Origin of the sequence: Streptomyces sp. NPDC059201, assembly GCF_042754585.1 — a bacterium.
Lineage (GTDB): Bacteria > Actinomycetota > Actinomycetes > Streptomycetales > Streptomycetaceae > Streptomyces.
The window spans coordinates 1,275,456-1,288,647 of sequence record NZ_JBHZBB010000001.1; the positions used below are offsets into that span (position 1 = coordinate 1,275,456).

Consider the following 13,192-nt stretch of genomic DNA (forward strand, 5'->3'; position numbering starts at 1 on the left):
AGAGAAGGAGGTCACCGGTCACTCCGTCAGGGTGACGACGGGTGACGGCCCCGGTCAAGTGCGTACCGGGATGTGGGAGATGTGTCACCGCGTCAGGGAGGCGGCGGCCGCCGGGTCCTGCCTCACAGCGCGTGACCGAGGGCCGCGATGACATCGGCCGTGCGGGGCTGTCCCGCGGCCCGGCGGACGACCCGTCCGCCGGCGTCGAGGACGAGGACGGTGGGGGTACGGGTGATCCCGAGGGCGCGGACGAGGCCCAGGTGCTCCTCGGCGTCGATCTCCACGTGCGCGACGCCGGGCACCATGGCGGCGACCCCGGCGAGGGTCCGGCGGGTGGCCCGGCACGGCTGGCAGAAGGCGCTGGAGAACTGGACGAGCGTGGCCCGCTCCCCCGGCTCGGCGCCGCCGAGCTCCTCCGGCCCGAGGCGCTGCGTGGCGCCGAGACGCTCGGGCCCGAGTCGCTCCGGGGTGGGCGCCGCGCCGTCCGTCACCGCAGGTGACAGGGCCTCCCGGGTGGTGTCCGCCGTCATCCCGCTCCCTCGCTCGCGCGTGCTTCTCTCCGCCTTCTCTCCCCAGCAGCGTCGCACGGCACCGTCGAATTCCCGCCACGACCACCGCGAGTGACGAGAATCTCCCCGTGCGAAGCCGCCTGGACTGGTCACGGCGGCCCACATGGGGCACGATCTGCCCCAAAGCCGAAAACCTACGGCCGCGTAACTTCGCCGGGAGAGCCCTCCCACAGGCACAGACGAAGGGGTCCTCTCCCATGGCAGAACTCGTGTACCGACCGGTGGTCGGCGCCGCGCTCACCATGTTCAAGGCGCTCGACCTCAAGATCGACACACAGGGTTCGGAGCACATCCCGCGGACCGGCGGAGCCGTCCTGGTCAGCAACCACATCAGCTACCTGGACTTCATCTTCGACGGCCTCGCCGCGCTGCCGCAGAAGCGGCTGGTGCGCTTCATGGCGAAGGAGTCGGTCTTCCGGCACAAGGTCTCCGGGCCGCTGATGCGGGCGATGAAGCACATCCCCGTGGACCGCTCCCAGGGCGAGCACGCGTACCAGCACGCCCTGGAGTCGCTGCGGGCGGGCGAGATCATCGGCGTCTTCCCCGAGGCGACCATCTCGGAGTCCTTCACGCTGAAGAGCTTCAAGTCGGGCGCGGCCCGGCTCGCGCAGGAGGCCGGGGTGCCGCTGATCCCCATGGCCCTGTGGGGGACGCAGCGGATCTGGACGAAGGGCCGGCCGCGGAACTTCAAGCGGGCCCACATCCCGGTGACGATCCGGGTCGGGGAGCCGATGGAAGCCCCCGCCGACCAGTACGCGGGGGCGATCACCCGGCGGCTGCGCGAGCGCGTCCAGGAGCTCCTGGAGGCCGCGCAGCGCGCTTATCCGGTGCGTCCGAAGGACGCCACGGACACCTGGTGGATCCCCGCGCACCTGGGCGGCACGGCGCCGACCCCGGAGCAGCTGAAGGCCGCGGGGAAGTAACCCCCGGGCCCCAGCCACCCCATAGATCAAGCGGTCAGTCGGTCACTCGGGGTCGCGGACGGTGATCCGCGCCCCGGGGCTGACCTTCTGGAGCGCCTCGGCGAGCTCCGCCCCGGCCGTGAGCAGTTCCTCGCGGGTCATGGGGGCGAGGGACTCCAGCAGGAAGAGCGCGTCGGTGGTGTCGTCGTCGATGCGGGTGCGCGGTCCCTGGCGCCAGTTCCAGCGGCGGCAGGTGACCCCCCGCTCGTCGCACCAGACGATCTCGCCCGGCTCGGGGTGCTCGACGGTCTCCTCCCCTCCCGCCATGGTGACGAAGTCCTCCTCGCCGGTGGCCCTGACCAGCCGCATGCCGCCCTGGATCCGGTTCAGGTCCTCGCCGCCGACGGGGATGAGGTGGGCGACGCTGATCGCGTTGTAGGCGTCGACGAGGCGGTTGATGCGGGGTAGTCCGCCGTCCGCGAGGGCGCGGCGGGCGAGCGCCTCGGCGGAGTTGCGGGTGCGCGAGGGCTTGGCCCCGAAGGCGGTGTACGCGGCGCGCCAGGCGGCGACGTGCGGGTCCTGGTCCGGGGTGCGGCCGTCGAGGCGCGCGGCGAGCCGGCGGGCGGCCTCGTCGAGCAGAGCCGAGCTGGTTCCGTCACTGGGCCCGTTGACGAGTCCGCGGGCCTCGACGGCGAGGTGGGTGAAGCCGGGGACGAGGGCGCGCACCTCGTCGGAGACGGTGAGTGTCGGGGTCATGGTTCGCCGTTCAGAGTTCGGTGGGGAGCAGCTTCCAGAGGTGGGGCCGGTCGGTGGCCTGCTGGAGGGCGCTCAGGAAGACCGGATGAGGTTCAGCATAGAGCACCGGGTAGTCCACTTCACTGAACTCCGTGCGCACGGGCCAGGCCAGCCGCTCCTCTTCCAGGGAGAACTGGGCGTCGACGCCCGGCTTGTTCCCCCGCGGATCCTGGCGGTCCCACCGGCCCCGTCCCGGCAGCTTGAGGGCGACGAGCCCGTGGACCACCGGGTCGGCGCCCTCCTCGGTGAGCCGCTGGTAGCAGAGGCCGGCGGGGATGGACCGGGCGCGCAGCAGCGCGACGAGGGCGTGCGACTTGGAGGCGCAGATGCCGTTGCGGGTGGCGAGGACGTCGGAGGCGCGCCAGGTGACGCGGAGGTCGCCGGAGTCGGCGGAGTGCGGGACGGTGTCGCGTACGAACGTGTACGCCGCTTCCGCGTATGAGTATGCGTCCGGATACTCGCTCCAGAGGCGGTCGGCGATGTCCTGGACCACCGGGTGGCCGTGGTCGATCGCCTCGCTCGCGGCCAAGTAGGCGGAGATGTCGGGGTTCTGCTGGATCAGCTCCATGGGGATCGAGCATAGAAATGCGACCGAGCGGAGTCAATGACTTTCCACTCGACCGCATAACCATTCAAGGCCATATTCGGGACTTCAGCGCGCCAGCTCTTCCTTCAGGGCCTGGAGGAAGGCGTCGACGTCGTCCTCCGTGGTGTCGAAGGAGCACATCCAGCGCACGTCGCCGGCCCGCTCGTCCCAGAAGTAGAAGCGGAAGCGCTGCTGGAGCCTGCGGCTGACCTCGTGCGGGAGGCGCGCGAAGACCGCGTTGGCCTGCACCGGGTAGAGGATCTCCACGCCGTCCAGGGCGCGGACGCCGTCCGCGAGACGGCGGGCCATCGCGTTGGCGTGCCGGGCGTTGCGCAGCCACAGGTCCTTGGCGAGCAGCGCCTCCAGCTGCACCGACAGGAAGCGCATCTTGGAGGCGAGCTGCATGGACAGCTTGCGCAGGTGCTTCATGTGGCTGACGGCGTCCGGGTTGAGGACGATCACCGCCTCGCCGAAGAGCATGCCGTTCTTGGTGCCGCCGTACGAGACGACGTCGACGCCCACCGCGTTGGTGAAGGCGCGCATCGGCACGTCGAGGGAGGCGGCCGCGTTGGCTATGCGGGCGCCGTCGAGATGCACCTTCATGCCCTTGGAGTGGGCGTGCTCGACGATGGCGCGGACCTCGTCCACGGTGTAGACGGTGCCCAGCTCGGTGTTCTGGGTGATCGAGACGACCTGGGGCATCGCCCGGTGCTCGTCCTCCCAGCCCCACGCCTGCCGGTCGATCAGCTCGGGGGTGAGCTTGCCGTCCGGGGTGGGCACGGTGAGCAGCTTGAGGCCGCCCATGCGCTCCGGCGCGCCGCCCTCGTCCACGTTGATGTGGGCGGACTCGGCGCAGATCACGGCGCCCCAGCGGTCGGTGAGCGCCTGGAGGGCGGTCACGTTCGACCCGGTGCCGTTGAAGACCGGGAACGCCTCCGCCAGCGGGCCGAAGTGGCTGTGGACGATCCGCTGGAGGTGGTCGGTGTAGTCGTCCTCGCCGTAGGCGACCTGGTGGCCGTCGTTGGCGAGGGCGATCGCCGCGAGGATCTCGGGGTGGACGCCGGCGTAGTTGTCGCTCGCGAAGCCCCGGACCGAGGGGTCGTGGTGACGACGGGCGTCGGTCCGGTGTCCGAGGGCGGCGGTCACGGCTCGGGGGTCAGCCACAGGCGCTGTCCGTTCACTTCCTGGGCGGGCCGCTCCCACAGGCCGGCGATCTCGTCGGCCAGGTCCTTCACGTCGGTGAAGCCCGCGAACTTCGCGTTGGGGCGTTCGGCGCGCATGGCGTCGTGCACCAATGCCTTGATCACCAGGATGGCAGCCGCGGCCTGGGGGCCGTCCTCGCCCCCCAGCTTGCGGAAGGAGTCCGCCATGGCCAGGGTCCACGCCTCCGCGGCGGCCTTGCCCGCGTTGTACGCGGCGTTCCCGGCCTGCGGCTTGTGGGCGCCGACCTGGCTGATCAGCGCGTAGCGGCCGCGGCCGCCGCTGCGGAGCAGGGCGTCGTGGAAGGCGAGCGAGGTGTGCTGGACGGTGCGGACCAGGAGCTTCTCCAGGAGGTCCCAGTCCTTGAGGTCGGTCTCGGTGAAGGAGGAGCTGCCGCGCCAGCCGCCCACGAGGTGGACGAGCCCGTCGACGCGCCCGAACTCCTTCTCCGTCTTGTCCGCCCAGGTGCGGGTGGCGTCGAGGTCGAGGAGGTCGACGGTGTCGCCGATGACCTTGGCGCCGTGGACCTGGCGGGCGGCCTCGACGGCCTCGGCGAGGCGGGCGGGGTCGGCGTCGGCGGCGACCACGGTCGCGCCGGCGCCGGCGAGGCGGAGCAGCGCCGCCCGGCCGGCGGGGCCGGCCGCGCCGGCCACCGCGATGACGGCCCCGTCGAGGGGTCCGCCGTTCGTCTCGGCGTTCATGGGTGCCGTCTCCTCCGTGTCCTGGCGGGTCTCGCTCACGCGGCGATCCGCTCGGTGCCCGTGACGTCCGCGCCCGTGATGCCCTTGGTGCCGGCGATCACGCCCTTCAGCTTCTTGGCGAGGGCCTCGAAGAACATGCTGAGCGGAAACTCGTCGGGAAGCACGTCGTCGACGAGCTTACGCGGCGGGAGGGTGAGATCGAGGGCGTCGGGGCCCTTGGCCCACTTGGAGCCCGGGTGCGGGGCGAGGTAGCCGGAGACGAACTCGTACGCCTTGAACCAGTGGACGAGCTTCGGGCGGTCGATGCCGTCGCGGTAGAGCGTCTCGATGTCCGAGCAGAGGCGGTTGGTGACCTCGGGGGCGCGGTCCCAGTCGATCGTGAGGACGTTGTCCGTCCAGCGCACCACGTCGTTCTTGTGGAGGTACGCGAAGAGGAGTTGGCCGCCGAGACCGTCGTAGTTGCGGACGCGGTCGCCGGTGAGCGGGAAGCGGAACATCCGGTCGAAGAGGACGGCGTACTGCACGTCGCGCCCGTGTTCGTTGCCCTCGCCCTCCAGCTTCACGGCCTCCTTGAAGGCGGTGAGGTCGCAGCGGAGCTCCTCCAGGCCGTACATCCAGAACGGCTGGCGCTGCTTGATCATGAAGGGGTCGAAGGGCAGGTCGCCGCGGCTGTGGGCGCGGTCGTGGACCAGGTCCCAGAGCGCGAACGCCTGCTCGCAGCGGGCCTGGTCGCCGAGCATGGTGGCGATGTCCGCGGGGAGCCGGACGCCCAGGGTGTCGACGGCCGCCTCGGTGACCTTGCGGAAGCGCGCGGCCTCGCGGTCGCAGAAGATGCCGCCCCAGGTGAAGCGCTCGGGCACCTCGCGCACGGCGACGGTCTCCGGGAAGAGGACGGCCGAGTTGGTGTCGTACCCGGCGGTGAAGTCCTCGAAGGTGATGCCGCAGAAGCCGGGGTTGTCGTAGCGGGTGCGCTCCAGCTCGGAGAGCCACTCGGGCCAGACCATGCGGAGCACGACGGCCTCGAAGTTGCGGTCCGGGTTGCCGTTCTGCGTGTACATCGGGAAGAGCACGAGGTGCTGGAGGCCGTCGGCGCGGCCGGCGGCCGGGTGGAAGGCGAGCAGCGAGTCCAGGAAGTCCGGGACGGCGAACCCGCCCTCGGACCACTTCCGCAGGTCGGCGACGAGGGCGCGGTGGTACGCGGCGTCGTGCGGCACCAGCGGGGAGAGCTGCTCGACGGCGGCCACCAGCCGGTCGACGGTCAGCTCGACGAGGGAGCGGGCGGGCGCGCCCTCGGCCTCGAAGTCCACGGATCCGTCGGCGCGCTGCCAGACCCGGATCTCCTCCACGGCGTTCTTGAGCTCCGGCCAGGCAGGGTGGTCGATCACGCGGGCGGCGTCCGTCCCCACGCCGGTCACGTCCTGCACAAGAATTTCCGTCATGCCTCTTCCTCCACAGGAGAACCTTGCGTCAAGAAACCGTATCCACGCAGGACTGATCCCCGCAAGTGGTGCAAGAGAAATTCTCCCGTGAGACACCCGACCGACCGCATTTTTTCCTGTCGGTCGGGGGGTGAACGGGTGCTTCCGCCGGAAGGATCAGATCAGGGGCTTCACCAGCAGCTCGAAGCGGAGGTCGTCCCGCAGGGGCAGGCCGAAGCGCTCGTCGCCGTACGGGAAGGGGCTCGTCTCGCCGGTGCGCCGGTAGCCGCGCCGCTCGTACCAGGCGATCAGCTCCTCCCGGGCGGTGATCACCGTCATGTGCATCTCGCGGGCCGCCCACAGCTCGCGGACCCGCCGCTCGGCCTCCGCGATGATCCGCTTGCCGAGCCCAGCGCCCTGGAGCTCGGGCCGGACCGCGAACATGCCGAAGTAGGCGGCCTCGCCGCGGTGCTCCAGCTGGCAGCAGGCGACCGTCTCGCCGTCCCGCTCGACCAGCAGCAGCACGCTGCCGGGAGCGGTGATCACGGCGGCGACGCCCTCCGGATCGGTCCGCTGCCCGTCCAGGAGGTCCGCCTCGGTGGTCCAGCCGCCCCGGCTCGCGTCGCCCCGGTAGGCCGACTCGACGAGCGGCACCACGACGGGCACGTCGTCGAGCACCGCCTGCCGGTAGGTGACGGTGCCGGTGTCCTGGCGGCTCTCGGCGGTGTCGGGAACGGGCGTGGCGGTGTCCATCGTGCGGGGCTCCCCTCGGGCGCGGTGATCGGCGTACGCGATCCTCCCGAGCCTAACGCGCGCCCACGCACTCCCCTTTCGTACGCCCGTGCGCGCCCGTGCGCCTGCGTGCCCGCACGCCACGGCGGGCAGTCCCTCCCCGGGGGTACGCGTCGAGGGGGAGGTGTGCCGTGCACGGACCGGCCCTGTCCGGCTGGCTGCTCGTGGTGCTCTGCGCGGCCAGCGGGGCGTACTGCCTGCTGCGGACGCGGGCCTGCGCCGGGGAGGAGCGGCGGGCCGCGCGCGCGGAGGCCGTGATGGGCTTCGGCATGGCCGCCATGGCGCTGCCCGCGGCGGTCGTCGGCACGCCGTCCTGGAGCTGGGCGGTGTACGCGGCGCTGTTCGGCGCGATCGCGGCGGCCGACCTGTTCGCGGCGCGCCGCGGCGGGCACCGGCTGCACCACGCGGTCGGCTCCCTCGCCATGGTCTACATGGCGCTCGCCATGGCCCCGTCGGCCGCGACCGGCGCGCGGGGGGTGCACACGGCGCACGGCACGGGCGCGGGCGCGGGCACCGACGCGGCGACGGCCATGGCGGGCGGCATACCCCTGCTCACCGGCGCGCTGCTCCTCTACTACACGGTGTACGTGCTCCGCTCCGGCGCCCGGCTCGTCCCGGGCGCCCCGCACGCGCGCGTGGCCGGGGCGGCGGGGGCCGGGGGGCCCGCGTGGGCGACGCGGCCGGAGCTGACGCTGGTGTGCCGGCTCTCGACGGGCCTTGCCATGCTGGCGATGCTGTGCACCCTCTGAGTCCCTTGCCGCGCACGGGCGTTCGGCCCGGCGGGCGTCGAAACCGTGGCGTACGTCACTTGCCGGGTGAGGCCATACCCCCGGGGAGCACCCCCCTCATAGGCTGACGGCATGTGGGTCTCCCTCGCGCTGCTCCTGCTCGGCGTCCTGACCGCTCTCACCGCGCCCCGGCTGCTCGCCCGGGCCGACTGGGTGGAGCGAGAACCGGTCGTCGCGCTGTGGGTGTGGCAGTGCGTGGTGGCCGCCGTGCTGGTCAGCTTCGCGCTCTCGATGACCTTCAGCGCGGCCACCGCCTGGCAGGCCGTGCGCGGGCAGGTCTTCGCGCCCGCGCCGCGCGCGGTGATCGACGCGTACGAGCTCTCCACCGGCGGCGGCCCCTGGTCCGCGGTGCTGGCCGTGGTCCTCGCGGCCGGCGGCCTCTGGTCGGGCGCCATGCTCGGGCGCGAGATCGGCCTGGCCCGCGCCCGCCGCCGCAAGCGCCGCGACGACCTCCAGGTCCGCGCCCCGCAGCTGCCCGGTGAGGAGCCGGACGGCGGGCGGCTGGTCGTCCTGGAGGGCGAGCGCCCCGACGCCTGGTGGCTGCCAGGGACCACCCCGCGGCTCGTCGTCACCACCGCCGCGCTGCGCCGCCTGAAGGGCCGCCAGCTCGACGCGCTCCTCGCCCACGAGCAGGGGCACGCCCGCGCCCGGCACGACTGGCTGCTCAACTGCTCCGGCGCGCTCGCCGCCGGCTTCCCCGGCATCCCGGTCTTCGCCGCCTTCCGCGAGGAGATGCACCGGCTGGTCGAACTGGCCGCCGACGACGTGGCCTCGCGCCGCTTCGGCCGGCTCACCATCGCCCTCGCCCTGGTGGAACTGAACGAGGAGCGCGGGGTGTTCGCCGCCCCGCCCGGCACCGGCCCCGAGTCCGGACTCCCCCGACGGGTCGACCGCCTGCTCACCGCCGCGCCCCGACTGCCCGCCGGCCACCGCCTGCGCCTGACGGCGACCGCGGCCCTCGTGCCGGTCGTCCCGGTGCTGATCGCGTTCTATCCCGGCCTCGCCGCCCTCGGCTGACGCCGTGGCGGCCCGGAGTGCGACAGCCCACACACGGACCGGTGTTGCGCGGGGCGGTCCGCGGCGCCCGGTCCGGCAGGATCGTGGAATGCGTACTTCCGCCGTGGTCTCCGGGGCGCTCGCCCTGCTGTTGCTCGTGCTCGTGGTGGCCGGCTGGTCCCCGCTGCTCTCCTTCGACCGCGCGGTCGACGAGGCCCTGCACCGCAGCGCCCTGGCCCATCCCGGCTTCACCCGCCTCAACCGGGTGCTGAGCGACTGGGTGTGGGACCCGTTGACGCTGCGCGTGCTGGCCTTCGCCGTCGCCCTGGTCCTCGCCCGGTACGGGCGCCGGCGCCTGGCCCTGTGGGTGGCCGGGACCGTGCTGGCCGCGCTCGGGGTGCAACAGGCGGCCAAGGCGCTGGTCGGCCGGGAGCGGCCGGTCTGGCGGGACCCGGTGGACTCGGCCTCGTTCGCGGCCTTCCCTTCGGGACACGCGATGACGGCGGCGGTGGTCTGCGGGCTGCTGCTGTGGGTGCTCGCGGTCGTCGGGCGGGAGCCGTGGCGGGGCTGGGGCACGGTCGCCGGGCTCGCGGTGGTCTCGGTGCTCGGGGTCGGCTGGACCCGGATCTACCTGGGCGTGCACTGGCCGTCGGACGTGCTGGCCGGCTGGCTGATGGGGTGGTGCTGCGTGGCCGTCGCGATCGTGACGTACCGCCGGAGTCTCGACCGCAGGCCCCTTCCCGCCCGGGAGCGCGACCATGGAGGGGAAGGGACATGACGAGGCCGCCCCTCCTGGACGATCCCCCGTGTCGCCCAGGAAAGGCGGCCTCCCCGCCGTCGCGCCACAGGGGCGGGGGCGGCGGGCCACGCTGAGTATATTGGCCGCGAGCCAGTCAACGCAGGAGCCCAGCATGACGCCGCGTAGCCCGTCGGTCAACGAAGAGCTTCGGCGACGCTCCCGGGAGCGGATCCTGGCGGCGACCGTCGACCTCGTCGGGCTCCACGGCTACGAGGCCACCACCCTCGGCGACATCGCCGAGCGGGCCGGAGTGGCCCGCGGTCTGGTGTCGTACTACTTCCCCGGAAAGCGGCAGTTGCTCCAGTCGGCCGTGCACCGGCTGATGCACCTCACGCTCGCCGAGGCGCTGGAGCGCGAGCCGCGCACGGAGGACGGCGCGGAGCGGCTCGCGCGGGCGATCGACGCGATCCTGGGGCTGGCGGTGGACCGGCCGACCCTGATGCGGACCCATATGGCCGGGATCCTCCAGGCCGAGGGCTTCGTGCGCTGCGAGGAGCAGCAGCGGCTCGCGTTCCTGCTCCGGGACACGGTGGAGCGGTACGGCTCCGCGGACGTGGACCGGGACTATCCGCTGCTGCGGGCGCTGCTGATGGGCGCGGTGGTCGGGGTGCTGCTGCCGGGCGCGCCGATGCCGATGGCCCGGCTGCGGGCGGAGCTGTTCCACCGGTACGGGCTGGCGTGGGAGAGCGGCATGCCGCCGGACGGTGGTCCGCCCGACGGCATGCTCTGACGTGCCCGGGTCAGTCCCGGTCGTGACCGTGGCCGTGTCCGTGGCCGTGGTCGTCGAAGTAGTCGAAGTAGTCCGGCTGGGTCTGGACGTTGAGCTCGTCCATGCGGATCCGCTTCGCCGGGTCGGTGCGGCGGTCGGAGATCTTCAGGACGTCGAGGCCCCGGGCGATCTCGTTCGAGTAGACGTACCCGTTGTAGTAGTACGCGGACCAGGAGCCGCCGGTGGTGAGGGTGGTGGCGGACACCGGGCCGCGGTCGAAGTAGCCGATCTCCTTCGGGCGCGCGGAGTCGGTGAAGTCCCAGACCGAGACGCCGCCCTGGTACCACGCCTGGACCATGAGGTCCTTGCCCTTGACCGGGATCAGCGAGCCGTTGTGGGCGACGCAGTTCTCGGTGTCGGCCTGGGGGCGCGGGATCTTGTAGTAGCTGCGGAAGACCAGCTTGCGGTGCTTGCCCTTGCCGACGATGTCGTAGATGCCGTTGGCGCCGCGGTTCGGGCCGACGGCCGCGTTGCAGGTGGCGCCGCCACCGCCGCCGAGCTCGTCGGTGAAGACGACCTTGTTCGCCTTCTGGTTGAAGGTCGCGGAGTGCCAGAACGCGAAGTTGACGTTGTCCTGGACCTGGTCGATCACCCGGGGGTGCTCGGGGTCGGAGATGTCGAAGAGGATGCCGTCGCCCATGCAGGCGCCGGCGGCGAGGTCCTTGCCCGGCAGCACGGTGACGTCGTGGCAGCCGGTGGTCTTGGAGACGCCCGGGTTGGTGGGGCCGCCGGGGTTGCCGCCGCCGTCCGGGCCCTCACCGGGGAAGAGGACGGGGAAGCCGACGACGCGGGCCTGCTCGGGCGCCTTGCGGGGCACCTTGATGACCGAGAGGCCGTCGTGCGGAGGCTGGCAGTCGGGGAACGCCGCGTTGGGCGAGTAGGAGGAGACGTACACGTACACGTCCTTGCGCTGCGGCAGGATCGTGTGGGTGTGGGAGCCGCAGGCCGTCTCGACGGAGGCGACGTACTTCGGGTTCGCGATGTCGCTGATGTCGAAGACCTTCATGCCCTCCCAGGAGTCCTTGACCGAGGCGGGCTGCGTCGTGCTGGCGCACGAGTCGTCGCTGCGGGAGGAGTCGGTGGAGAGGAAGAGGAGGTCGCCGGAGACCGAGATGTCGTTCTGGGAGCCGGGGCAGAGGACCTGGGCGACGGTCTTCGGGGCCTTCGGGTTGCCGATGTCGAAGATCCGGAAGCCGTCGTAGTTCGCGGCGAAGGCGTACCTGCCCTGGAAGGCCAGGTCGGTGTTGAGGCTCTTGAGCGCGTCCTTGGGCACGTTCGCGAGGTGTTCGATGTTGTCGGTTCGGACGATCTCGTCGACGCCGGGTATCTCGCCGCTCTGGATGGCCGACCGTGCCTCGGCCGCCTGCTCCGCCGAGACGGGGGCCTGGACGGGCGCGTCTCCGGGGTCGGGGGTGGCGGTGGCCGTTCCGGTGGCGAGCAGCGCGGCCAGCAGGCCGGCGGCGGCGGTGGCCGCGCCGAGGCGTCTGATCCGGGACCGCGGACTGTGCGGGGTATGCAACGAAGTCACTCCGTCCTCCGTGTTTTCCGTTCAACGCTGAACGGTGCTGGACCCCGGCAGTATGTTCCTTGGCGTGGACATCCCAACAGATGGCAACACAGATGTAATCGAGGAACCTGGGCAACTCCCCCGCAAGAAGTGCTAGGAACGCCCCCTGTACCCGCAAATCCCCCTGGAGGTACCGTTGCTGATTCGCTCTCGGCGCGCCGTCGTCGCCGCGACCCTCTCCACTCTGGCCGTACTCGCCCTGGGCGCCTGCGAGTCGGGGTCCGGCGCCGCGGCGCCGAAGCCCACGACGTCGAGTTCCGGATCGGGTTCGGCGGGCTCGGGCGAGGTGGTGGTGCCGGGCAGGCCCGGCGAACCGGCCCGGCGGGTGTCGCCGGAGGAGGCGGCGAGCCTGCTCCCCGACGAGCGGCCGAACGGCGCGGACTTCCGGTACGTGCAGATGATGGTCGTGCACCACCGCCAGGCCCTGACGATGACCGCGCTGGCCCCCACGCGCGCGGGCTCGGCCCAGGTCAGGAAGGTGGCCGAGCGGATCGCGGCGGCGCAGCAGCCGGAGATCGGCGCCATGGAGGGGTGGCTGGAGAACAACGGCGGGCCCCGGGAGCAGGGCGCGCACGACCACCACGCGATGCCGGGCATGGCGACCGGGGCGCAGCTGGCGGAGCTGCGCGGGGCGAAGGGCGCGGCCTTCGACGAGCTGTTCCTGACGCTGATGGTGACGCACCACGAGGGCGCCGTGACGATGGCGGCCGAGGTGCTCGGTCAGGGGAACAACGTGCAGGTGGAGGAGATGGCGAACGACGTGATCGCGCAGCAGACGGCCGAGATCAACCGGATGCGGTCGATGTGAGCGGGTCGGCCCCCGGTCCGCCCGCCGCGTCCTGGCGGGCGGTTTCCGCCTCGGCGGCCGCCAGGACGGTGTCGAGGAGGCCCGGGAAGAGGGCGTCGAGGTCGGCCCCGCGCAGTCCGTTGAGCTTGGCGGTGCCGCGGTAGTCCTGCCGGATGACGCCGGCCTCGCGGAGCACCCGGAAGTGGTGGGTGGTGGTCGACTTGGTGACCGGGAGCACGAAGTAGGAGCAGCTCAACTCGGTCTCCGCCGCGGCCAGTTCGCGCACGATCCGGAGCCGTACGGGGTCCGACAGCGCGTGCAGCACGGACTCCAGGCGGATCTCCTCGCGCGCGGGGTGCTCCAGGAGGCGGTGACTGGCGGGGGTCGTCATGGCGGCGGCTCCACTTTCTCCCGAGGGTCGGTCCGGGACGGATTCCATTGTACGAGGATCCTCGTAGTTTGACAGGCGCCGTACTACGATGGGTATCGTACGAGCATCCCGCCGGGCCCCACCCGTCCGGCA

The 13,192-nt window shown here is 72.2% G+C and carries 15 protein-coding genes; 6 read left to right on the top strand and 9 right to left on the bottom strand.

Annotation, left to right across the window (positions count from 1 at the left end; genetic code table 11):
* Positions 1-122 precede the first annotated feature (122 nt).
* Complete coding sequence (locus ACFXMG_RS05630; protein ID WP_383824006.1) at positions 123-491, bottom strand: TlpA family protein disulfide reductase; 369 nt, start codon at positions 489-491, stop codon at positions 123-125.
* A 275-nt stretch (positions 492-766) separates the two neighbouring features.
* Here ACFXMG_RS05630 and ACFXMG_RS05635 point away from each other — a divergent pair, with 275 nt between their 5' ends.
* Complete coding sequence (locus ACFXMG_RS05635) at positions 767-1,492, top strand: lysophospholipid acyltransferase family protein (RefSeq protein ID WP_383823875.1); 726 nt, start codon at positions 767-769, stop codon at positions 1,490-1,492.
* Positions 1,493-1,534: 42 nt separating this feature from the next.
* Here the strand turns inward: ACFXMG_RS05635 and ACFXMG_RS05640 are convergent, their stop codons facing one another.
* The 6 genes from ACFXMG_RS05640 to ACFXMG_RS05665 form a co-directional block, all read right to left on the bottom strand.
* Positions 1,535-2,227, bottom strand: a complete 693-nt coding sequence (locus ACFXMG_RS05640; RefSeq protein WP_383823877.1) for a B3/4 domain-containing protein — start codon at positions 2,225-2,227, stop codon at positions 1,535-1,537.
* A 10-nt stretch (positions 2,228-2,237) separates the two neighbouring features.
* Positions 2,238-2,834: a transglutaminase family protein gene (locus ACFXMG_RS05645; protein WP_383823880.1), complete on the bottom strand. Its 597-nt coding sequence runs from the start codon at positions 2,832-2,834 to the stop codon at positions 2,238-2,240.
* Between the two features lie 84 nt (positions 2,835-2,918).
* Positions 2,919-3,998 carry a threonine aldolase family protein gene (locus ACFXMG_RS05650; RefSeq protein WP_383824008.1) on the bottom strand — a complete coding sequence of 360 codons (1,080 nt, stop codon included), beginning with the start codon at positions 3,996-3,998 and terminating at the stop codon, positions 2,919-2,921.
* Positions 3,995-4,753 (bottom strand): SDR family NAD(P)-dependent oxidoreductase, encoded by a 759-nt coding sequence (locus ACFXMG_RS05655; RefSeq protein WP_383824011.1) that lies wholly within the window; start codon positions 4,751-4,753, stop codon positions 3,995-3,997. Before ACFXMG_RS05655 ends, ACFXMG_RS05650 begins: the two co-directional genes overlap by 4 nt.
* Before the next feature lie 35 nt (positions 4,754-4,788).
* Positions 4,789-6,192, bottom strand: a complete 1,404-nt coding sequence (locus tag ACFXMG_RS05660; protein ID WP_383823883.1) for a DUF6421 family protein — start codon at positions 6,190-6,192, stop codon at positions 4,789-4,791.
* Between the two features lie 156 nt (positions 6,193-6,348).
* Complete coding sequence (locus ACFXMG_RS05665; RefSeq protein ID WP_383823886.1) at positions 6,349-6,924, bottom strand: GNAT family N-acetyltransferase; 576 nt, start codon at positions 6,922-6,924, stop codon at positions 6,349-6,351.
* A gap of 170 nt (positions 6,925-7,094) precedes the next feature.
* Here ACFXMG_RS05665 and ACFXMG_RS05670 point away from each other — a divergent pair, with 170 nt between their 5' ends.
* The 4 genes from ACFXMG_RS05670 (at position 7,095) to ACFXMG_RS05685 (ending at position 10,276) form a co-directional block, all read left to right on the top strand.
* On the top strand, positions 7,095-7,712 hold the full coding sequence (locus ACFXMG_RS05670; protein ID WP_383823888.1) for a DUF5134 domain-containing protein: 618 nt from the start codon (positions 7,095-7,097) through the stop codon (positions 7,710-7,712).
* A 111-nt stretch (positions 7,713-7,823) separates the two neighbouring features.
* On the top strand, positions 7,824-8,768 hold the full coding sequence (locus tag ACFXMG_RS05675; protein ID WP_383823891.1) for a M56 family metallopeptidase: 945 nt from the start codon (positions 7,824-7,826) through the stop codon (positions 8,766-8,768).
* A gap of 88 nt (positions 8,769-8,856) precedes the next feature.
* Entirely contained in the window at positions 8,857-9,525 is a 669-nt protein-coding gene (locus ACFXMG_RS05680; protein ID WP_383823893.1) for a phosphatase PAP2 family protein, read from the top strand.
* Between the two features lie 133 nt (positions 9,526-9,658).
* Complete coding sequence (locus ACFXMG_RS05685; RefSeq protein ID WP_383823896.1) at positions 9,659-10,276, top strand: TetR/AcrR family transcriptional regulator; 618 nt, start codon at positions 9,659-9,661, stop codon at positions 10,274-10,276.
* A 10-nt stretch (positions 10,277-10,286) separates the two neighbouring features.
* Here ACFXMG_RS05685 and ACFXMG_RS05690 read toward each other — a convergent pair whose 3' ends face one another.
* Positions 10,287-11,843, bottom strand: a complete 1,557-nt coding sequence (locus ACFXMG_RS05690; RefSeq protein WP_383823898.1) for an LVIVD repeat-containing protein — start codon at positions 11,841-11,843, stop codon at positions 10,287-10,289.
* A gap of 175 nt (positions 11,844-12,018) precedes the next feature.
* Here ACFXMG_RS05690 and ACFXMG_RS05695 point away from each other — a divergent pair, with 175 nt between their 5' ends.
* The gene (locus tag ACFXMG_RS05695) at positions 12,019-12,690 is read left to right on the top strand and encodes a DUF305 domain-containing protein (protein ID WP_383823900.1); all 672 of its coding nucleotides are present in this window, start codon (positions 12,019-12,021) and stop codon (positions 12,688-12,690) included.
* Here ACFXMG_RS05695 and ACFXMG_RS05700 read toward each other — a convergent pair.
* Positions 12,668-13,060, bottom strand: coding sequence for an ArsR/SmtB family transcription factor (locus tag ACFXMG_RS05700; RefSeq protein WP_383823903.1), 393 nt, complete (start codon positions 13,058-13,060; stop codon positions 12,668-12,670). The genes ACFXMG_RS05695 and ACFXMG_RS05700 overlap by 23 nt on opposite strands.
* Positions 13,061-13,192 lie beyond the last annotated feature (132 nt).

Coding starts and splice junctions, on each gene's coding strand:
- ACFXMG_RS05635 (WP_383823875.1), top strand. CDS start 767: ATGGCAGAACTCGTGTACCGACCGGTGGTCGGCGCCGCGCTCACCATG.
- ACFXMG_RS05640 (WP_383823877.1), bottom strand. CDS start 2,227: ATGACCCCGACACTCACCGTCTCCGACGAGGTGCGCGCCCTCGTCCCC.
- ACFXMG_RS05645 (WP_383823880.1), bottom strand. CDS start 2,834: ATGGAGCTGATCCAGCAGAACCCCGACATCTCCGCCTACTTGGCCGCG.
- ACFXMG_RS05655 (WP_383824011.1), bottom strand. CDS start 4,753: ATGAACGCCGAGACGAACGGCGGACCCCTCGACGGGGCCGTCATCGCG.
- ACFXMG_RS05660 (WP_383823883.1), bottom strand. CDS start 6,192: ATGACGGAAATTCTTGTGCAGGACGTGACCGGCGTGGGGACGGACGCC.
- ACFXMG_RS05665 (WP_383823886.1), bottom strand. CDS start 6,924: ATGGACACCGCCACGCCCGTTCCCGACACCGCCGAGAGCCGCCAGGAC.
- ACFXMG_RS05675 (WP_383823891.1), top strand. CDS start 7,824: ATGTGGGTCTCCCTCGCGCTGCTCCTGCTCGGCGTCCTGACCGCTCTC.
- ACFXMG_RS05680 (WP_383823893.1), top strand. CDS start 8,857: ATGCGTACTTCCGCCGTGGTCTCCGGGGCGCTCGCCCTGCTGTTGCTC.
- ACFXMG_RS05685 (WP_383823896.1), top strand. CDS start 9,659: ATGACGCCGCGTAGCCCGTCGGTCAACGAAGAGCTTCGGCGACGCTCC.
- ACFXMG_RS05700 (WP_383823903.1), bottom strand. CDS start 13,060: ATGACGACCCCCGCCAGTCACCGCCTCCTGGAGCACCCCGCGCGCGAG.